19 protein-coding genes are annotated in these 18,781 nt (G+C 70.4%); 11 read left to right on the forward strand and 8 right to left on the reverse strand.

The features are described from left to right. The first annotated feature begins 115 nt into the window (after positions 1-115). From KCQ71_RS04385 to KCQ71_RS04400, 4 genes are all read left to right on the forward strand, one after another. Positions 116-511, forward strand: coding sequence for a RidA family protein (locus KCQ71_RS04385; protein WP_223403208.1), 396 nt, complete (start codon positions 116-118; stop codon positions 509-511). A 172-nt stretch (positions 512-683) separates the two neighbouring features. Next, positions 684-1,571 (forward strand): TolB family protein, encoded by an 888-nt coding sequence (locus tag KCQ71_RS04390; RefSeq protein ID WP_223403210.1) that lies wholly within the window; start codon positions 684-686, stop codon positions 1,569-1,571. 133 nt (positions 1,572-1,704) lie between these two features. Continuing rightward, positions 1,705-1,932 carry a ribbon-helix-helix protein gene (locus KCQ71_RS04395; protein ID WP_223403212.1) on the forward strand — a complete coding sequence of 76 codons (228 nt, stop codon included), beginning with the start codon at positions 1,705-1,707 and terminating at the stop codon, positions 1,930-1,932. Beyond that, positions 1,925-2,269: a type II toxin-antitoxin system PemK/MazF family toxin gene (locus KCQ71_RS04400; RefSeq protein WP_223403214.1), complete on the forward strand. Its 345-nt coding sequence runs from the start codon at positions 1,925-1,927 to the stop codon at positions 2,267-2,269. Before KCQ71_RS04395 ends, KCQ71_RS04400 begins: the two co-directional genes overlap by 8 nt. A gap of 115 nt (positions 2,270-2,384) precedes the next feature. On the opposite strand, the gene KCQ71_RS04405 is transcribed toward KCQ71_RS04400, so the two are convergent. From KCQ71_RS04405 to KCQ71_RS04430, 6 genes are read right to left on the reverse strand one after another with little or no spacing between them, the layout of a single operon-like run. Continuing rightward, positions 2,385-4,121, reverse strand: a complete 1,737-nt coding sequence (locus KCQ71_RS04405; RefSeq protein WP_223403216.1) for an alpha-glucosidase — start codon at positions 4,119-4,121, stop codon at positions 2,385-2,387. Beyond that, positions 4,118-6,406, reverse strand: a complete 2,289-nt coding sequence (locus KCQ71_RS04410; protein WP_223403217.1) for a glycoside hydrolase family 31 protein — start codon at positions 6,404-6,406, stop codon at positions 4,118-4,120. The genes KCQ71_RS04405 and KCQ71_RS04410 overlap by 4 nt, the downstream gene beginning before the upstream one ends. 34 nt (positions 6,407-6,440) lie before the next feature. Beyond that, entirely contained in the window at positions 6,441-7,715 is a 1,275-nt protein-coding gene (locus tag KCQ71_RS04415) for an ABC transporter substrate-binding protein (protein ID WP_223403225.1), read from the reverse strand. 44 nt (positions 7,716-7,759) lie between these two features. Further along, positions 7,760-8,620 carry a carbohydrate ABC transporter permease gene (locus tag KCQ71_RS04420; RefSeq protein ID WP_223403227.1) on the reverse strand — a complete coding sequence of 287 codons (861 nt, stop codon included), beginning with the start codon at positions 8,618-8,620 and terminating at the stop codon, positions 7,760-7,762. Continuing rightward, a complete protein-coding gene (locus tag KCQ71_RS04425) occupies positions 8,613-9,566 on the reverse strand; it encodes a carbohydrate ABC transporter permease (protein ID WP_223403229.1) in 954 nt (317 codons plus the stop codon). Before KCQ71_RS04425 ends, KCQ71_RS04420 begins: the two co-directional genes overlap by 8 nt. Continuing rightward, positions 9,563-10,786, reverse strand: a complete 1,224-nt coding sequence (locus KCQ71_RS04430) for an ROK family transcriptional regulator (protein WP_223403231.1) — start codon at positions 10,784-10,786, stop codon at positions 9,563-9,565. Before KCQ71_RS04430 ends, KCQ71_RS04425 begins: the two co-directional genes overlap by 4 nt. Positions 10,787-10,986: 200 nt before the next feature. Between KCQ71_RS04430 and KCQ71_RS04435 the strand changes: the two genes are divergently transcribed. From KCQ71_RS04435 to KCQ71_RS04465, 7 genes are all read left to right on the forward strand, one after another. Then, a complete protein-coding gene (locus KCQ71_RS04435) occupies positions 10,987-11,382 on the forward strand; it encodes a hypothetical protein (RefSeq protein ID WP_223403233.1) in 396 nt (131 codons plus the stop codon). Positions 11,383-11,472: 90 nt separating this feature from the next. Beyond that, positions 11,473-12,717, forward strand: a complete 1,245-nt coding sequence (locus KCQ71_RS04440) for a hypothetical protein (protein WP_223403235.1) — start codon at positions 11,473-11,475, stop codon at positions 12,715-12,717. 132 nt (positions 12,718-12,849) lie between these two features. Continuing rightward, positions 12,850-13,851 carry a phosphotransferase gene (locus KCQ71_RS04445; RefSeq protein ID WP_223403237.1) on the forward strand — a complete coding sequence of 334 codons (1,002 nt, stop codon included), beginning with the start codon at positions 12,850-12,852 and terminating at the stop codon, positions 13,849-13,851. A 130-nt stretch (positions 13,852-13,981) separates the two neighbouring features. After that, positions 13,982-14,977 carry a non-homologous end joining protein Ku gene (gene ku / locus KCQ71_RS04450; protein ID WP_223403239.1) on the forward strand — a complete coding sequence of 332 codons (996 nt, stop codon included), beginning with the start codon at positions 13,982-13,984 and terminating at the stop codon, positions 14,975-14,977. Further along, entirely contained in the window at positions 14,974-15,204 is a 231-nt protein-coding gene (locus tag KCQ71_RS04455; RefSeq protein WP_223403241.1) for a hypothetical protein, read from the forward strand. Before ku ends, KCQ71_RS04455 begins: the two co-directional genes overlap by 4 nt. A 127-nt stretch (positions 15,205-15,331) precedes the next feature. After that, positions 15,332-15,574: a DUF2188 domain-containing protein gene (locus tag KCQ71_RS04460; RefSeq protein ID WP_223403243.1), complete on the forward strand. Its 243-nt coding sequence runs from the start codon at positions 15,332-15,334 to the stop codon at positions 15,572-15,574. Between the two features lie 141 nt (positions 15,575-15,715). Further along, entirely contained in the window at positions 15,716-16,045 is a 330-nt protein-coding gene (locus KCQ71_RS04465; RefSeq protein ID WP_223403245.1) for a hypothetical protein, read from the forward strand. A 155-nt stretch (positions 16,046-16,200) separates the two neighbouring features. Here KCQ71_RS04465 and panB read toward each other — a convergent pair whose 3' ends face one another. Beyond that, positions 16,201-17,061 carry a 3-methyl-2-oxobutanoate hydroxymethyltransferase gene (gene panB / locus KCQ71_RS04470; protein WP_223403247.1) on the reverse strand — a complete coding sequence of 287 codons (861 nt, stop codon included), beginning with the start codon at positions 17,059-17,061 and terminating at the stop codon, positions 16,201-16,203. A gap of 9 nt (positions 17,062-17,070) precedes the next feature. Beyond that, on the reverse strand, positions 17,071-18,720 hold the full coding sequence (locus tag KCQ71_RS04475; protein WP_223403249.1) for an NAD+ synthase: 1,650 nt from the start codon (positions 18,718-18,720) through the stop codon (positions 17,071-17,073). Positions 18,721-18,781 lie beyond the last annotated feature (61 nt).

Here is an 18,781-nt window from a genome sequence, read left to right on the forward strand (position 1 = left end):
TACATGACCGAGGATGTCGTGATTTGTCGCCAGGCTCGTCCTGCGGCATCAGCCAGGACAGTGGCTGGGCCGACGGAACGTACGCACCCCAACAACGGATGGAGCAGATATGGCAATGGAACGAACGGCAGTCAACCCGGTGACGTGGTCCCTGGAGATGGGATTCAACCAGGGTGAGGTGGTCTCCGGGCACACCCGGACCCTGTACATCTCGGGGCAGACGGCGATGAGTGCCGACGGCCGGCCGCAGCACGAGGGTGACGTCGCGGCGCAGCTGGCGCTGAGCCTCGACAACCTCGAGGCCGTGCTCGGCGACGCCGGCATGACCCTCGCGAACCTGGTCCGGCTCAACGTCTACACCACCGACGTCGACGCGCTGTTCCCGCACTACGGCGTCCTGGCGGCGCGGCTGGGCGCCGCCCGCGTGGCACCCACCACCACCATGCTCGGCGTCACCCGGTTGGCGATCCCGGGCCAGGTGGTCGAGCTCGAGGGGACCGCCGTCGCGTAGCGCGACCCTGCGGTCTCCCGCTCGTGCCGTTGGCCGGTACGAGCGGGAGGTTGTCCTCCGGTACGTTCTACGTGCGCGGCCGCCTTCGCCGGGCCCGCCAGCACAACGCACGACGGCGGGGCTGCTTCGGGCGGGTGCCGTCGCCCCACAGGAACCAGGAGTGATCGCTCAGATGCCAAGTTCCACCCGAGGTCTGGCGCCCGGGCAGCGTGCCGAGCTGTACATCATCGACGTCGACACCGATGCCCAGACGCTCGTGCACGAGAGCTCCACGGTGCTGTTCGAGGCACCGAACTGGACACCCGATGGCAAGCACCTGCTCGTCAACGGAGACGGTCTCCTGTACCGGATCCCGGTCGAGGGTGGCGACCTCGTGGAGGTCCCGCTCGGCGGAGTCCCGGCGATCAACAACGACCACGTGCTCAGCCCCGACGGCGAGACCGTCTACGTCTCGGCCGACGACGGTCACATCTATGCGATCCCGTTCCGAACCGGTCAGCCGCGCCGGGTCTCCAATGACCGAGGCAGCAACTTCCGCCACTACTTGCACGGCGTGTCCCCGGACGGATCGAGGCTCGCCTACATCGGCATGCTCGTCGAGGAGGGCGGCGCGGTGACCACGAACGTGTTCACGATGCCGGCCACTGGCGGTAAGGACATCCAGCTGACCGACGACCCGTTCCCCAACGACGGGTCCGAGTACAGCCCGGACGGTCGGTGGATCTACTTCAACTCCGAACGGGCCTCCGCAACCCCAGGGCACGCTCAGTTGTTTCGGATGGCGCCCGACGGGACCGGCATCGAGCAACTGAGCCGCGACAGACGGGTCAACTGGTTCCCGCACGTGTCCCCGGACGGCGAGCGCGTCGTCTACGTCAGCTTCCCGACAGGCACGATCGGCCATCCGGCCGACCACGACGTCATCATCCGGATCATCGAGCGCGATGGCGCCGTGCGGGATCTTGCGTCGCTGTTCGGCGGCCAGGGCACGATGAATGTCTCGAGCTGGGCACCCGACAGCAAGCGGGTCGCCTTCGTTGCCTACCCCGTGCGTCCCTGAGGCCTATACAGCCGGTCGTATAGCGAGGTCGACGGCATTGCCGCGTTGACGGACCTGGAGGTGCTTCGTGCTTCACCACCGGACGCCGCACGGCGGGTATACCTGTTGGTAGCCAACGAGCTAGAATCGCGCCATGGCCACGACGATCAAAGTCAGTGCGGAGTTGCGTGATCGGATCAACCGCGACGCGCAGGCGCGCGGACTGACTGCGGCGGGCCTGATCGAGCGACTGCTCGATGCGCACGAGCGGCGTCAGCGCATGGAGGAGTTCGGGCGTGCGTTTAAGGAGGCAGACGCGTCCTACTGGGATGAGTTCCGGTCCTGGGACGTGACGCTCGACGACGGTCGACCCGGTGACTGAACTGCGTCGCGGGGACGTCGTCTGGGCGGAGCTTGATCCGGTGCGCGGCCGTGAGCAGTCCGGCCGCCGACCTGCGCTCGTGGTGGCCAGCGACCTGTACCTCGAGCAGGCGGACACACTCGCGATCGTCCTGCCTGCGACGACGACCGATCGGGGATGGCCGAATCACGTACTTCTGCGTGGTCCGCGGCTCGGCTTGTCGACGCCGACGTTCGTCATGACAGAGCAGCCGCGCACGGTCACCCGGGATCGCTTCGTCGGCGACGTCGGGGCGGTCGACGCCGCGACGATGCGTGAGGTGGACGGCTGGCTGCGGGACTTCCTCGCGTTGCCCTGAGACGCCGGTCGACCGTGAGTCAGTACCTCCGTCCGTGACGAAGTGCCTGCGCCCCGACGCAGACTGTTCTGCGGCACTTCTTCGGGCAGGAGGTTCTTTCTCACGGCGTCCAGGCTCAGCCCGACAGGACGACCCGCGACTCCCATGGGCGCAGCACCAGGTCACCGGAGTCGCCGGGGATCGGCGGGTGGGTCGCCAGCAACACCTGCCCATCGGCGATCCCGAGGCCGGCGCGAGCGAGTGACGCCGGCGCGCTCGACATGTTCGCAACGACCGTGAGCACCTGCGCCCCGAGGGTGCGGCGGTAGGCCATCAGCTGCCCGTGCTCCGGCAGCAGGAGCTCGAAGCCGCCGTCGACCACCACGGGCAAGGTGTGGCGCAGTTCGATGAGTCGCCGGTAGTGGTGCAGCACCGAGCCGGGGTCGGCCCACGCGGCTGCGGCGTTTACCTCCGGGTAGGTGGGATTGGCCGGGAGCCAGGGCGTGCCGGCGGTGAAGCCACCGTGCGGGGCGTCCGCCCACGGCATCGGCGTGCGGGCGTTGTCCCGGCCCATCGCGGATACCGCGGCGAGCACGTCGGCCGGGTCGGCCCCGGCCCGGACCGCCTCCCGGTAGTGGTTCAGGGTCTCGACGTCCCGGTAATCCTCGATGCTCGGCCACGAGACGTTCGTGAGCCCGAGTTCCTCACCCTGGTAGACGAACGGGGTGCCGCGCATGAGGTGCAGCACGGTGCCGAGGGTCTTCGCGGAGGCGACGCGGTGCTCCGGTGCGTCGTCACCCCACCGGGACACGATCCGCGGCTGGTCGTGGTTGTTCCAGTAGAGCGCGTTCCACCCGTCACCGAGACCGGTCTGCCAGGCGGCCAGGTTCGCCTTGAGTGCGGGCAGCGTCAGCGGGCGGGGATCCCACTTGCCGCCGGGTCCGTGGTCGAGGGAGACGTGCTCGAACGTGAAGACCATGTCCAGCTGGGGTGTGGCCGGGTCCGTGATCGAGCGCGCCAGCGGCAGCGTCACGCCGGGCATCTCCCCGACCGTGACCAGCACGTCGCCGCGGGCGGTCGGGCCTGCGAACACCTCACGGTGCAGTTCGCGCAGGAACTCCTCCAGGCGGGGGCCGTTCGTGTAGTACGCGGAGCCGTCCGCGAGCCCGGTCCCCGCGAGGGCGGGGGAGTCCGCGCCGTCGGGCAGGGACCCGTCGGGTCGCACCGCCTTCGAGATCAGGTTGATCACGTCGAGCCGGAAGCCGTCCACGCCGCGGTCGACCCACCAGCGCAGCATCTCCTGGACGGCGGCCCGCACCTGCGGGTTCTCCCAGTTCAGGTCCGGCTGCTTGGCGGAGAACAGGTGCAGGTAGTACGCGCCGGACGCCTCGTCCCACTCCCACACCGGCCCGGAGAAGAAGCCGTGCCAGTCCGTCGGTTCCGCGCCGGGCTCCCCGCCGACGTGCCCGGGGCGAGGTGGCCGCCACCAGTACCAGTCCCGCTTCGGGGATTCGCGCGAGGACCGCGAGTCGGCGAACCAGGGGTGCTCGTCGGAGGTGTGGTTGACCACCACGTCGAGCATGAGCCGCATCCCGCGCGCGTGGACCGCCTCGATCAGCTCGTCGAGGTCGGCGAGGGTGCCGAACACCGGATCCACGTCCCGGTAGTCCGAGATGTCGTAGCCGTTGTCGTCCTGGGGGGAGGGGTAGACCGGCGAGAGCCACAGCACGTCGACGCCGAGTCGTTCGAGGTGGTCCAGGCGGCCGATGAGACCGCGCAGGTCGCCGATGCCGTCGCCGTCGGAGTCCGCGAACGAGCGCGGGTACACCTGGTACACCACGGCCGATCGCCACCACGGCTTCGATCCGGTCACGGCGCCGCCCGGTCGAACACGGGCGCGAGGCCGGGCCACGCGCTCGCGCGCACGTAGACCGGCACGACGGCGGGGGGAACCTCGCGCGTGATGGTCGCCCTGCCGTGGTGTGCTTCGCCCGTCCAGGCGTCGACCCAGTCGCCCGCAGGCAGGTAGGTCTGCCAGGTGGTGGCGCCGGGTTCGGTCACGGGGTGCACCAGCAGGTCGTCGCCGAGCCCGAACTGCAGCGGCCACCGCCAGATCTCCGGGTCGTCGGCGTGGTCGAAGAACAGCCCGCGCATGAGGGGCCGGCCGGTCTCGATCGCGACGCGGGCCTGGGCGGTCAGGTAGGGCACGAGGCGCTCGCGCAGGTGTGCGACCTCCCGGAACTGCGCCACCACGTCGGGGTCGTCGTTCACCTCGGCCACGTACCAGGGGGTGCGGTCACGCAGCGGCCGGCGATGGTGGTTGAACTCCGAGTGGTACTGCATGATCGGCATGAACGCCGAGGCGGCGGCGGCCCGCAGGTACAGCTCGCTGTCCGGCGGGGGACCGGAGAAGCCGGCCAGGTCCCAACCCCAGTACACGATCCCGCAGGCCGAGGCCGTGATCCCGGCCGTGACCGACGCCCGGAACGCCGCCCAGGTGGAGTCCTCGTCGCCGGCCCAGTGGACGCCGTGCGCCTGGGAACCGGTGAACCCGGCGCGGGAGAACGTGACCGGTGCCTTGCCGTGCCGGCGCAGCAGGTCCCCGAACGCCCGGGCGTAGTGCACCGGGTAGCGGTTGTTCCCCTCGTCGCCGCGGGTGCCGTCGCCGTAGCGCAGGTCGTGGCCCCAGGCGTGCTCGCCGCCGTCGGTCTTGAAGCCGTCGACGTCGAGGTCCGCGAGCAGGTAGTCGCGCTTCGCGGTCCACGCCTCGCGGGTGCGCTGCGTGGACAGGTCCGGCATGAGCGACTGCGGGAACCACCATCCCCGGTTGTGGTAGGGCGTGCCGTCCGCCTCGAGAACGGCGTGACCGCCGTCGATCAGGGCGCGCCCGTCCGCGTACACCTGGGCGTCCGCGGGGACGTCCGGGCCGAGGTCATGGCTCGTCTTCAGCAGCGGGATCTGCCACAGGATCACCTTGATACCCCGCTCGTGGAGCTCGGCGACCATGCCCTTCGGGTCCGGCCAGGCGCCGCCGGCGGGGTAGCTGAACTCGGCGCCGGTGTGGGGTGCGCCGTCCGGGTGCAACGGGTACTCGGCGTCGCGGAACAGCATGATGCCCTGCTCGTCGCTCCACGCCTCGATCACCACGACGCCCACCGGGATGTCGAGCTCGGCGTGGGTGTCCATCCGGTCCATGACGAGGTCCTGGGTGTTCCACTCGTTCCCGGACGCCCACAGCCGGAACACCCATTCGGGCAGTTCCTCGGCGCGGCCCACCTCGGCGGTGAACGCGGCGACGACGGCGGCCGGGTCACCGGTGTAGACCCCCACGTCGAGGTGCTCGTGCGGCTTGCCACCCAACGCGACCTCGACCACGAGCCGGTCCGCCGTGGATGCACCCACGTCGAACCAGGACCGCCGCGACGTGCGCAGGTGGAAGCCCCACGAGGTGGACGGCGAGACCACGTGCGCGAACGGCATCGGCAGGTAGGTGCGTCCGGCCGCGGCCTGACCCTTGTACTGCTCGAACACGACGGCGTCCAGGGTGCGGCCGCGCTGGTCGACGGCGTCGAACCGCTCCCCGAACCCGACCACGTGCTCGTCCGGGGCGAGCGCGAGGGCGAACCGCACCCGGTGCACCCCGGCCTCGTCGCGCAGCCACTCGACCGACCCGGGCACGAGCCGGTCGGTGCCGCTCGGGTGGGCGGTCCCGCCCGGCTGGCCGGCGCCGTCGAACGTGAGCTCGCCGGCGTCGCTCACCCAGGTGACCGGACGCAGTTCGAACCATTCGGTCTCGGCGTCAGCCCCGCCGTCGGCCTCCGCCCGGAACCGGTACCGGACGCTTCCGGTGACGGGCGGGCTCACCACCGCCCACGCACCGTCGTCGGCGAGCGCCGCCGCCTGGGCGGCGGCGAGGTGCCCCTCGCCACCGGCGAGGGCGGCGGCGTCCGCGGCGTCCACCACCACGGGGGTGAGGGACAGGGAGACCGGTGTTGCGCCGTCGGGCATCCACTCGCAGACGACGGCCCGCACCTCGGGTGAGGCGATCACGCCGAGGCGGACCACCTCGCCCACCTCGGGCCGGACCGGGACGCGCTGGTCGGCGGAGGTGGCGTAGGGGTGCTCGATGCCGAAGGGGCGGTGGGTGAGCAGGGTCATGACTCTCCTGTGCTGGGGCGGGATGCGGTGACGGTCAGAGCAGCGCGGTGACGCGTTCCTGGGCGCTGGTCAGCGCCTCCTCGACCGTCTTGCGGCCGGCGGCGGCCTCGGTGAGCTCCTCGGTGACGATGTCCTGCATCTCCGTCTGGCTCTCGATCGCCGGGGGCAGCACGATCGCGTCGAGGGAGTCGAACACGGCCTGCCGGTTCGCCGGGGGTGTCTGCTCGAGGTACGGGGCGAGCAGGGACTCGTCGGCGACCGGCGGGAGCTCCCACCCGGTGTCCAGGCGCATCTGGACCATCGCCTCGGACGAGGTGAGGTACTCGGCCCACGCCTGCGCGGCCTCGGTGTTCGCCGACCGTGCGGAGACCACCGCGGTGTTGGAGAACATCGCCGACGCGTTCTCGGTGTTGCCCGGCTCGACCGCGATGTCCCAGGCGAAGTCGACGTCGGCGAGGGGGCCGAACATCCAGATGCCGGTGTGCCACATGGCGAGCTGGCCGGAGGTGAACAGGTTCGTGTCGAAGTCGGGGGTCCCGGCGCCGTCGGCGGTCGTCGGCATCACGGTCCCGGACTTCTCGACGAGCCACTCGGCGGCCTCGATGCCCTCGGGCGAGGCGAACGTGGCCTCGGTGCGGTCCTCGCTGAGGAACTCACCACCGTTCTGGGCGAGCACCTTGTAGAACTCGTGGAAGGAGATCGGCTGGTAGTCGCCCCAGGTGCCGGCGGCGGTGTCGGTCAGGGCCTCGGCGGCGGCCCGCTCATCCGCCCAGGTCCAGTCCGCGGTCGGCGGCTCCACCCCAGCGGCCTCGAACAGGTCGGCGTTGTAGAACAGCACCACGTTCGAGAACGACTCCGGCAGCCCGAACTGGGTGCCGTCCACCTGGAACGCCTCGAGCAGCGACGGCTTGTACGCCGCCTCGTCGACGCCCTCGAGCGGGGCGAGCGAGCCGTTGAGGGCGTAGGTGACGAAGTTCTCGTAGTTCAGCTCGAACACGTCCGCCTCGGTGCCGCCGGCGACGGCGGTCTGCAGCACGGTGAAGTAGTCGTCGTAGGGGAAGGTCTCGACGTCGACGGTGATGCCGGGGTTGTCCGCCTCGAAGGCGTCGACCACGAGCGCGAGGTTCTCCTCGTTGCCGCCGTTGGAGGAGAAGTTCATGTACGTGATCGTGGTCTGCGCGTCCCCTGAGCCCTCGGCCTCGGTGGGGTCGTCGTTGCTGGCGGAGCCCTGTGAGCAGGCGGTCGCGGCGAGGGCGACGACGGCGCTCATGGCCAGGAGCCGGGCGGCTCGGCGGCGGTGCTGAGTCATGATGGGCCTTTCGTGGGGGCGGCGGCGTCGCCGCGATGGGTGGGTTACTTGAGCCCGCTGTGGGCGAAGCCGGCGATGATGTATCGCTGGGCGAAGACGTAGACGATCGCGATGGGCAGGACCGAGACGACCGAGCCCGCCATCACGACGTTCCACTGGGTGGTGAACTGGCCCTGGAGCGTGGCCAGGCCGAGCGGGAGGGTCATCAGCTCGGGGGAGCGGATGACCACGAGCGGCCACAGGTAGCTGTTCCAGCTCCCCATGAACGCGAACACCGCCACCGTGGCCAGGGCCGGCCGGGTGAGGGGAAGCACGACCTGCGCGAAGATGCGCAGGTGATGGGCGCCGTCGAGCGTGGCGGCCTCGTCCAGCTCGCGTGGCACGCCCTCCATCGCCTGCTTCAGCAGGAAGATGCCGAACGCCGACGCGATCGACGGCGCGAGCAGGGCGAAGTAGGTGTCGGAGAGTTGGGCCCGGGTCATCTGGATGAACAGCGGCACCACGAGCACCTGCAACGGCACCATCAGGGTGGCGAGGTACACGGCGAACACCGCCTGGCGGCCGGGGAACGCGATCCGGGTGAACGCGTACGCGGCCATCGCGCCGGTGATCAGCTGGAACAGGGTCGAGGCGATCGCGATCCAGAACGAGTTGGCCACGATCCGCCACATCGGCATCGCGTCGAACAGCTGCCGGTAGGCGTCCAGGGTGGGGTCCTCGACGAGCAGCGTGGGGCCCGAGGCGAGGGTCCCGTCCGGGGTGATCGACGTGATGACCGTCCACAGGAACGGGAACAGCATGACGGCGGCGCCGAGGGTGAGGGCGAGCGCCCAGAACAGGTTCGGGACGCGGGCCCGAGGGCGGCCGGTTGCGTTCTCGAGGCGGGTGGCGGTGAGCTCAGGCATAGGTCACCCACCGGCGCTGGCCGCGGATCTGGATCGCGGTGATGACGAGCACGAGGGCGAACAGCAGCCAGGACAGGGCGGAGGCGTCACCCGCGCGCCCGTACCGGAACGTGAGGTCGTAGATCTGCCCGACCACCACCTGGCTCGCGCCCGCCGGTCCGCCTCCCGTCATCACGTTCACCTGGTCGAAGACCTGGAACCCGTTGATCAGGGAGATCACCACCACGAAGAACGTCGAGGGGGAGAGCAGCGGCAAAGTGATGTGCCAGAACCGGCGCCAGGCGCCGGCGCCGTCGACCCGGGCGGCCTCGAGCACCTCCTGGGGGAGGGCCTGCAGCCCGGCGAGCAGGATGACCATGACGAAGCCCAGGTCCTTCCAGACCGAGGCCAGGATGATCGACGGCATCGCCCAGGCGGGGTCGGTCCACCAGCCGGGCTCGGGCAGGCCGATGGCGCCGAGCACGGTGTTGACGAGGCCGTTGGACGGGCTGAGCAGCCACTGCCAGACGAGGGCCACCACCACCCAGCTCGTCACGACCGGCAGGAAGTACGCGCCGCGCAGGAACGCGATGCCGGCCATGGCCCGGTTCAGCGCGAGCGCCAGGCCGAGCCCGCCGATGTAGACCAGCGGGAGGTAGCCGAGGATGTACGTCGCGGTGTTGGCGAAGACGTCGCGGGTGCGCGGGTCCGCGAGCAGTTCGCGGTAGTTCTCCAGGCCCACCCACTCCATCGGGGAGATGAGGTTCCAGTCGTGCAGGCTCACCCAGGCCGAGGAGATCATCGGCACCAGGGTGAACGCGGTGAGCGGGATCGCGCTGGGGAGCAGGAACAGCAGCGCCCAGCCGAGGGTGCGCAACCCGCGCCGGCGGGCGTTCGCGCGCTTGGGTCGTGGCTGGCCCGGCTCGGTGATGGGTCGGCCGAGCGCCGGCGCCGGTGCGGTGCTCATCGCATCGCCGCCGCGCTGCCGGTGTGCAGCCGCGCCCGGATGAGCCGGCCCTGGTCGCCGCTCGCACCCGCCGCGTCGAACGGGGTGTGCAGCACCAGGGCCGCGGCGCCGGCCGCCCAGCGTTCGTCCGACCAGGACTCGACGGCGAACGGGAGGCTGCGGCGACCCGGCAGCAGGTGCCGGCGGAACGCCCGCTCGAACGACTCCTCCCAGTGCGGCCAGCAGTCCGTGCCCTCGCCGAGGACCACCACGATCTCGGGCGCCACGGTGTGCACCACCCCGGCGAGCGTGCGCCCGAGCAGGGCGCCCGCGTCGGCGAACACGGCCCTCGCGGCGGCGTCGCCTTCGTCGGCGGCCTGGCGGAGGGCCGCCTTGCCGCTGCGCGGACCGATGGCGCCGGCCTCCCGCGCCGTGCGCACAAGTGCCTCGTCCCCGATGAAGGCCTCGAGGCAGCCGGTGTTGCCGCAGCCGCAGACCGGCCCGTCCGCCGCGACCGGGAAGTGGCCGATCTCGCCGGCGCCGCCGTCGGTGCCGCGGTGCAGGTTCCCGTCCACGACGATGCCGCAGCCGATGCCCCGGCCGATGGTCACGATGAGCGCGGAGTCGTGCGAACCCGCGGTGCCGTAGAGGCGTTCGGCCACGGCGAGGGTGTTCACGTCGTTGTCGACGAGCACCGGCAGATCGAGCTCGCGGCGCAGGAACGTGCCGACCGGGACCTCGCGCCAACCGAGCGTCGGTGCCTGCACCACCCCGCTGGCCTGATCGTCCACGGTGCCCGGCACGCCGACGCCGATGCCGAGGAGCAGGCCGTCGTAGCGGTCGATCGCCGCGGCGAGCAGGCGGGCCAGCACGTCCAGGGCGTCGGGAGTGGAGGGGTCGAACGGTTCGTTGTGGATGTCCCGGACCGCGCCGTCGAGACCGACCTGGACCATCGTCACGTGATCCGCGGTGACCTTCGCGCCGATCGCCCCGACGCCGGCGCCGTCCACGAGGCCCAGCAGCTGCGCCGGCCGCCCGCCGCCGGAGGACACGACGTCCAGCTCGGTGATCACGCCGAGACTCAGGAGGGATTTGGTGACCTGGGTGATGGTCGCGGGGCTGACCCGCAGGGCGCGGGCGAGTTGAGCGCGGGACATCGGTCCCTTGGCGCCCAACGCAGCGATGACACTCGCGGGCCCGAGCTCGCCGCGGTCCGGCAGTGACGTCCGTGTCCCAGTCATGACACCTCTTCGTTCGTGACTTAATTTAGACGCATACTAAGAGGCAGGATCGGGCTACGTCAACGGCTGTCACTCGTGAGACGCGAACTGGGTGAGCCAGTGCTCCTGGTCGCGCGGCCCGCCCTTGACCGTCGGCGGTCCGCACGGCTCGGGCCGACGCGACTCCGTTCGTGCGCTGGCACCGTTCGTAGGATGGGCCCGTGGCCGCCCGCATCCCGTCCGTTCGGACGCGCAGAGTGATCCAGGGCGTGTGGATCCTCGGGTTCGTCTTCGGCACGAGCACCCACGTCGTCGACCTGGTGGTCAGCGGAATGGACGTCTACGCGGGCTTTCCCACGGGGGTCCGCCTGTTCTGGACCTCCCTGACGGTGCTGGATGCCGCCACGGTCGCGCTGATCGTGGTGCGACGGCGCGCAGGTGTGATTCTCGGCGTCGCCGTGATCCTCACCGACATCGCCGTGAACTGGACCTTGTTCGCCACGCGTGGCGGCTTGGCGCCCTTCGGTGTGGTCAACCAGGCCCTGTTCGCCGCGTTCATCCTGGCCACCATGCGCGTCCTGTGGACCTGGTTCGAGAGGCCACCGCCGGCCGAGTGACGCCGGCACTGCTCGGCGCGCGGGGACCTGCCCCCGAGGCTGCCCGATCGGCCATCACCGTCTGCTTCGGCTGCTCGGTAGCATCGGTCGATGGAACCGCGCCTGGTGCCTGCCCCGCCCGGTCGCTCCGGTCCGAGCCCGGCGCGGGTACCAGCCCGGCGTGACGCCGCGCCCCCCACGGCAGCACTGCCACGCGCACTGATCGGGCTGCAGCGGACCGCCGGCAACGCAGCCGTCGTGACCCTCGCCGCGACCCGGAACCCCGCGTCCGCGGCCGTGCAGCGGCAGAGCCGTCCACCGCATGCGGCTGCTGGTGGCACGTCGCCGGGCCCGGGCGGCACCTTCGCGCGAGCGCGCACCGCGGCCGCCTACGTCGCGCTCGTCCGGGAGGCCGAGAGCCGATTGGCCGCCGCGGGTGTGTCCGCGATCGACGACCGGATCCAGGTCCTCTCCGGCATCTACTACGGCACCGACTGGAGCCTGGACTACGAGGTCGAGGCCAGCCAGACGCGCAATCTCGCGTTCCAGGCGTACACAACCAGGGCCGGCCCGGGGGCCGACCCGCGACCGGTGCTGGGCACCTCGCTGTACACGGCCATCAAGGAGAGTCAGGACGTCCGGCACCCGGCCTTGGGCACCATCGATGCCGGGCACCTCATCATCGGCCTCAATGCCCGGCAGAGCTGGACGTCGCGGTCGGTGAACGTGCCGACGCAGGGCGCGACCGGCCTGGAGATCACCACCTGGGTCGGCGATCTCGGCGGCGCGACCGGGCAGCTCGCCCGGCGCCGGCTGCGCGTGCCGAGCACTCCCGCGTCCCGATACTTCAGCGGTCGTCGCGGAACGGACTATGGTGCCGACTCCAATCTCGAAGGTGACGTCGCGGCTTACGTCGTCGGGTCCGCGCCCGCCGCCACCGGCCCCGGGCAGATGGCCGTGCCGCCCGGTGGCGGCATCGCCGAGACCCTCGAGGTGTACTTCACCGCAGCCGGTGCCAGCACCGACCGCGCCACCCGGTTCCTGGAGATGCTCGGCGGCACGTTCACCGGTCCCACCCTGACGAACCGGGGTGCCGTGGAAGCGGCGATGGCCGGCAAGTTCCGCGACTTCAGCCGCTGGTACATGGGCATCCGGTACGGGCCCGACGTGGTCCGCCAGATCAACACGCTGCTCCCCGCGGCGGCCCAGGACGTCGCCGTCGAGTTCGTGGACTGGCTGCTCGCCAGGATCGTCGGGGGCCGGTCCGCGTCCGGAGGCGGATCCGCCAGCGGTGCCGCACCCGAACCCGACCTGATCGACAAGGCGCTCGACCTGGCCCGCAGCTGGGGCCTCTAAGGCTCGACGGCGCCGCTCGCCTCGGCCTCACGTGGGAACGACGGACCTTGCGCCGCAAGCGTGACCTTCTGCGCAGGCCCGCCCTCACTCCCGGGGCGGTCCACGGCACCGATGCGTGCAAGGCTCGGGTACGTGTGCGACCAATCAACGCCGTTCGTGGGCGAGCCGGCCACCGATCCGGCGCGGCTGAGGACGCTGGCGGCCGCTGGTCTGCCAGCGACCGGGCGCTTTCTTCCCAAGGCCGGCTGGGTCAGCCGCGTGTGGGTCGGCGACGAGTACGTCGTACGACTGAACACCAACGGACAGTTCCGCGACGCGTATCGCCACGAGGCCACCGTCGTCAGCCTGCTCGCCGGCAGCGCGGTTCCACACGCCCGGATGCTCGCCCACGGCGACGGCCCGGACGGGCCGTGGTACGTCTCCGAACGCCTGCCCGGCCGAACCCTGTACGAGGCATGGCCGGCCTCGGACTCGCCCACGCGCCAAGCAATGATCGAGAGCCTCGGCTCTGTGTTGCGCGCCCTTCACTCCATTCCTGTCCCGGCCGACCTGTTGCCGCCCTGGCTGGCCGAGGCGCTCGCTGGCAAGTCGTGGCCGGCGTTCCACCCACCCGTGGTGGGTGCGGCGCTCCAGCAGGTCGAGGCTGCCCGGCGACTGCCCGGTCATGACTCGCGCCTGCTCGCCGACGTCGCCGATTGGCTCCAGGAGCGGCTGGCGCTGTTCGCCGCCGACGAACCCGTCCTCGTCCACGGTGACCTCCATGGATCCAACGTGATCGTCGACCAAGGACGCGTCACCGGTCTGATCGACTTCGCGGAGGCGTTGGCTCAGCCGGCGGATGTCGAGCTCGACACCATCCTGCGCTGGTGCGCGAACGCGCGGGAGTACCCACCCACCCCCGACGAGCGAGGGCTCGACGAGACCACCCTCACAGAGGTCCCGGGGTGGCTGCACGGCGCGTATCCGGAGCTGTTCGAGCGCGAGCACCTGCGCGAGCGGTTGAACTTCTACGACATGTACGTGGAGCTCGCGCTCTACTCACACCACCCCCAACGTGACGTACGCGAAGCGGCGCAGGACCGGATCGCTCGCCTGCTCTCCGGCCATAACCATCTGGATGGACTCGTCTGGTAGCGCGTCGTCTTCGCGACTACTCGGCCCCGGTACGTGTGCTCCCGCCTACTCTCCGGTGGCCAACGCCCGCGCCTGCCGCCACAGTGGCACTCGTAGGCCAGGACCCTCGAATGTGATGCGGAGGTGCGTGATGGCGCGGTCGATTTGGACCGGTGCGCTGGCGTTCGGGTTGGTGAACGTGCCAGTCGGCCTGTACTCGGCCACCGAGGACAAGACGATCCACTTCCGCCAGTTCGCGAAGGGCACCTCCTCGCGGATCCGGTACAAGCGAGTCAACGAGGACACCGGCAGGGAGGTCGACTACGACGACATCGTCAAGGGCTACGAGCTGGACAACGGGGAGTACGTGCTCCTCGACCCGGACGAGCTCGACGAGATCGCACCCGGCCGCTCCCGCACGATCGACATCACCGACTTCGTCGATGCCGAGGACATCGATCCCATCCACTACCAGAAGACCTACTACCTGGCGCCGGCGAACGAGGCAGCCGAGCGAGCCTACCGCCTGCTCACCGCCGCCATGGAGAAGACCGACCGGATCGCGGTCGCGAACTTCGTGATGCGCTCCAAGCAGTACCTGGCCGCCGTGCGCCCGCACAACGGGGTCCTGACGCTGGAGACGATGTTCTTCGCCGACGAGATCCGCGACCCCAAGTCCGAACTGCCGCGCGTGCCGGCAGCGCGCAAGCCCGGCGACAAGGACCTGAAGATGGCGACGTCGCTGATCGAGTCGATGACCTCGAAGTGGGACCCCGAGAACTACGTCGACACCTACCGGGAGAAGGTCCTCGACCTGGTGCAGGCCAAGGCCAAGGGTGAGGGCATCGTCACGGTGAGCGACGCCGAGGACGATGAGGGTGGCGGCGTCATCGATCTGATGGAGGCGCTGCGCAAATCGGTCGAAGCCTCCCGCCAGCACAAGGCCGGCAACCGCCACCAGGCCGGTGGGCTCGAACGCAAGAGCACCACGTCCTCCGACGCCCCGGACGTGTCGGCGAAGTCGAAGAAGGAGCTGTACGACCTCGCGAAGGACTACGGCGTCGACGGCCGGTCCCAGATGACCAAGGATGAGCTCGCAGACGCGATCACCGAGGCGGCCAAGACCCAGAAGAAGAAGGCCTCATGACCAGCCAGTCCACCGCGACCACCACGGCCGCTCGCCCCTGTTGCGGGTCGGCGCACCTGCGCCACTGCCACGAGACCTGGATCGTGCACACCGACGAGACCCAGTCCTGTTCCGATCCCGGCTGTGACACGCCCGGCGAGGGCCACGCGCTCATCCTGGTCTGCGCCGACCTGGAGCCGGTCTGCCGATGCCTGCCACCGGCCGAGTCCGGGCCGCAGGCCCCCTGAGAGCCGGCGCCCTCGGGCGCTCGGCGCGCGCTCCGGTCGCGTTGCTGGCAGCCTCGGTACAGAGCCGGACGGCCTGCCGAGGCACTTCCCAGGTGCCCGCCGCCGGCAGGTGAGGGAGGTCGGTCCGATGCCACGCGGAGACGTCGAGACGTTCCACGACGACGGACAATGGAAGAACCGCCGCGAAGGAACCGAGAGGGCGTTCAGCACGCACAAGGACAGGAACGAAGCCGTGGCGATCGGGCGTGAGGAAGCACGCACCAGGGGCATCGACCACATCATCAGAGACCTCGACGGCACGATCGGCGAACGGTCCAGCTACGGACCCGATCCCCGCGACGGCCAGGTGCCCCGCGACATCCGGGGCTGACCCGGCTCCCGCGAGGCACTCCGGACCGAATCGAGATCCCGAACTCAGTGGGTGGATGGACGTTGGTCGTCGGCTTCACTGACTTCGGCGCCCACGGTCAGAGCCGTCCGGTTCCGCGCACCGGTCTGACATGATCGGCGCATGATCGGCCGCATACTTTGCAGCATCGCCACGGTCGCAATGGTGCTTCTCGCTGCGGCTGGCGTTTGGCCTTGGTACCTGCGCCAGAGGGCACGCGATCTGTGCGCGGACGTCTGGTACACCGAAGGGTCGGCCGGGCGCAGAGTGATCGGCTTCCCACCGGAAGTGCATTGCTGGCAGAACGACGTGCACGAGATCGTCTACGACGGCGCCCAGTTCATGCCTGGCGTGATCGCGGCATCGGCCTGCCTGGTCGTACTCGCGGTTGCGTTCGGCACGCGGTCCCAATGGGTGTCCTCGCTGGGCAGCCGTCGAGCAGCGCGGACCTGAGAATGACAGCCATCGGCCGAGGCGAGCGGGATCGACCGCACCGCAGTTGACCCAGAGGCTCCAGGAGCACTGGATCACCCGGAGTGCTCTGGGTCAGCGGGTGCGGTGGGCGTGACTCCAGGGTGCCCGCCGTGGCGCTTCCGCGGAAGCGCGCCTCACTCCCAGTACGCGTGCTCCCGCCCCGGGAACGTGCCACCCCGCACCTCGGCCGCATAGTCCGAAGCGGCCTTCTCGAGTTCCGCCCCGATCTGCGCGAACTGCTTCGCGAACCGCGGCGCCCAGCCGCCCATGCCGGCCATGTCCAGCCACACCAGGACCTGCCCGTCGCAGGACGCGCCGGCGCCGATCCCGATGGTCGGGATCGCCAGGATCTCGGTGGCCCGGGCCGCGACCGGCGCGGGCACCATCTCCAGCACCACCGCGAACGCACCGGCCGCCTGCAGGGCCAAGGCGTCCTCGCAGAGCAACTCGGCGGCGTCCTCGCCGCGGCCCTGCACGCGCTTGCCGCCGAGGACGTTCTCCGACTGCGGGGTGAAGCCGAGGTGCCCCATCACGGGGATGCCGGCGGAGGTGAGCAGTCGCACGTGCTCGGCGACCCGGGCGCCGCCCTCGAACTTCACGGCCTGTGCCCCGGTCTCCTTCATCATCCGTACCGCGGACGCGTGGGCCTGCGCGGGGCTGGCCTCGTAGGACCCGAACGGCAGGTCCGCCACCACCATCGCGCGCTTCGTCGCCCGGGTCACCGCGCGCGCCGCGGGGATGAGCTCGTCCATCGTCACCGGAATGGTGTTCGCGTGCCCGAGCATGTTGTCGCCCATGGAGTCGCCGACGAGCAGCATGTCGATCCCGGCGGCGTCGAAGATCCGCGCGGTCGGCGCGTCGTAGGCGGTCAGCATGGTCAGCCGTTCACCGGCCTCCTTCGCGGCCTGCACGTGTTGCACGCGCACCCGCCTGGGCTTGTCTCCTCCTACCGGGGGCAGTACGGACTTGGCCGGGGCAGGGGTCTCCTGTGACATACAGCCAGCCTAGTCCGCGTCGGACTCCCGGAATGCGTTCGTGATCGGCAGCCGACGGTCGCGCCCGAACGCCATCGCGGTCACCTTCGGGCCGATCGGGTACTGGCGCCGCTTCCACTCGGCCCGGTCCACGAGCCTGACCACCGTCTCCACCACGTCCTCGTCGAACCCGGACGCGAGCAGGTCGTCGCGGCCGAGCGCGTTCTCCACGTACGCGTCGAGCACGTTGTCCAGCAGCTCGTAGTCCGGCAGGGACTGGTCGTCGCGCTGCCCGGGCCGCAGCTCGGCCGACGGCGGCTTCGTGATCGAGTTCTCCGGGATCGGCTCCACCTCACCGCGGTCCAGCGCACGGGCGTTGCGGAACCTCGACAGCTCCCACACCCGCGTCTTGGACACGTCCTTCAGCGGCGCGTACCCCCCGACCGCGTCCCCGTAGATCGTGGAGTAGCCCACCGCGAGCTCGCTCTTGTTACCGGTCGCGAGCACCAGGTGCCCCTCGGTGTTCGACAGCGCCATCAGGATCACCGCGCGCATCCGCGCCTGTAGGTTCTCCTCGGCCGTTCCCGAAAGCCCCAGCGCGCCCTGGAACGCGTCCACCATCGGCGCGATCTCCTGCACGCGGTAGTCCAGCCCGATCCGCTCCGCCGAGTCCTGCGCGTCGGACTTCGAGTGCGAGGAGGAGTACACCGACGGCATCGATACCCCCACCACGTTCTCGGCCCCGACCGCGTCCGCCGCGATCGCCGCCACCAGCGCCGAGTCGATCCCGCCGGAGAGCCCGAGGATCACCGATCCGAAGCCGTTCTTCAAGGCGTAGTCCCGCAGCCCCAGCACCACCGCGTCATACATCTGCTCGGTGTCGTCGGAGCGCCGTGCGAACGCGGCATCGCGCACCACGGTCTGCCCCGGCGCGTCCACATCCAGCACCAGCAGGTGCTCGGCGAACGTCGGCCCCGACGCGAGCAACTCGCCGTCAACGTCCACAACGAAAGATCCGCCGTCGAACACCAGATCGTCCTGACCACCGATCAAGTTCACGTACGCGACCGGGGCGCCCACCTCCCTGGCCCGCTGCGCGCCCAGGCGCACCCGTAGCGGCGCCTTGCCCCGCTCGTAGGGGGAGCCGTTGATGACCAGGAGCAGGTCGAGGGAGTCGTCGGTGAGCTGTTCCACGGTGCCGCCGTCCTGCCAGATGTCCTCGCAGATCGCCAGCCCCACCCGCGAACCCGCCACGTCCACCACCACCGGGTCGTTCCCGGAGGCGAAGATCCGGAACTCGTCGAACACCCCGTAGTTGGGCAGGTGGTGCTTCGTGTAGCGCGTCACGATCTTGCCTTGGTGCAGCACCGCCGCGGTGTTCGTCGGCCGCCCGTCCGCGGCCGTCCCCAACGCACCGAGGACAACGACGGCGTCCCCGGCACCCGCCGAGACGAGCTCACCCGCCAGCGCTGAGAGCCGCGCGGCCGCGGCCCGCTGGAACGACCCCCGCACCGCGAGGTCCTCGATCGGGTACCCGGTCAGCACCATCTCCCCGAACGCGATCAGGTCCGCGCCCTCGGCTGCGGCGGCGGACGCGACCCGCAACACCGTGGCGGCATTGCCGTCCAGATCGCCCACCGTCGAATTCGTCTGCGCGAGTGCCACCCGAAGCGTCGTCATGGCACGGAAGCCTACGACTCACCTGACATGATGGTCCCGGCACCGGCGAGGCACCGGAAAC

Origin of the sequence: Occultella gossypii (assembly GCF_019947135.1) — a bacterium.
Lineage (GTDB): Bacteria > Actinomycetota > Actinomycetes > Actinomycetales > Beutenbergiaceae > Occultella > Occultella gossypii.

Coding starts and splice junctions, on each gene's coding strand:
- KCQ71_RS04465 (WP_223403245.1), top strand. CDS start 15,716: ATGATCGGCCGCATACTTTGCAGCATCGCCACGGTCGCAATGGTGCTT.
- KCQ71_RS04460 (WP_223403243.1), top strand. CDS start 15,332: ATGCCACGCGGAGACGTCGAGACGTTCCACGACGACGGACAATGGAAG.
- KCQ71_RS04430 (WP_223403231.1), bottom strand. CDS start 10,786: ATGACTGGGACACGGACGTCACTGCCGGACCGCGGCGAGCTCGGGCCC.
- KCQ71_RS04395 (WP_223403212.1), top strand. CDS start 1,705: ATGGCCACGACGATCAAAGTCAGTGCGGAGTTGCGTGATCGGATCAAC.
- KCQ71_RS04390 (WP_223403210.1), top strand. CDS start 684: ATGCCAAGTTCCACCCGAGGTCTGGCGCCCGGGCAGCGTGCCGAGCTG.
- KCQ71_RS04385 (WP_223403208.1), top strand. CDS start 116: ATGGAACGAACGGCAGTCAACCCGGTGACGTGGTCCCTGGAGATGGGA.
- panB (WP_223403247.1), bottom strand. CDS start 17,061: ATGTCACAGGAGACCCCTGCCCCGGCCAAGTCCGTACTGCCCCCGGTA.
- KCQ71_RS04410 (WP_223403217.1), bottom strand. CDS start 6,406: ATGACCCTGCTCACCCACCGCCCCTTCGGCATCGAGCACCCCTACGCC.
- KCQ71_RS04425 (WP_223403229.1), bottom strand. CDS start 9,566: ATGAGCACCGCACCGGCGCCGGCGCTCGGCCGACCCATCACCGAGCCG.
- KCQ71_RS04455 (WP_223403241.1), top strand. CDS start 14,974: ATGACCAGCCAGTCCACCGCGACCACCACGGCCGCTCGCCCCTGTTGC.
- KCQ71_RS04440 (WP_223403235.1), top strand. CDS start 11,473: ATGGAACCGCGCCTGGTGCCTGCCCCGCCCGGTCGCTCCGGTCCGAGC.
- KCQ71_RS04475 (WP_223403249.1), bottom strand. CDS start 18,720: ATGACGACGCTTCGGGTGGCACTCGCGCAGACGAATTCGACGGTGGGC.
- ku (WP_223403239.1), top strand. CDS start 13,982: ATGGCGCGGTCGATTTGGACCGGTGCGCTGGCGTTCGGGTTGGTGAAC.
- KCQ71_RS04415 (WP_223403225.1), bottom strand. CDS start 7,715: ATGACTCAGCACCGCCGCCGAGCCGCCCGGCTCCTGGCCATGAGCGCC.
- KCQ71_RS04420 (WP_223403227.1), bottom strand. CDS start 8,620: ATGCCTGAGCTCACCGCCACCCGCCTCGAGAACGCAACCGGCCGCCCT.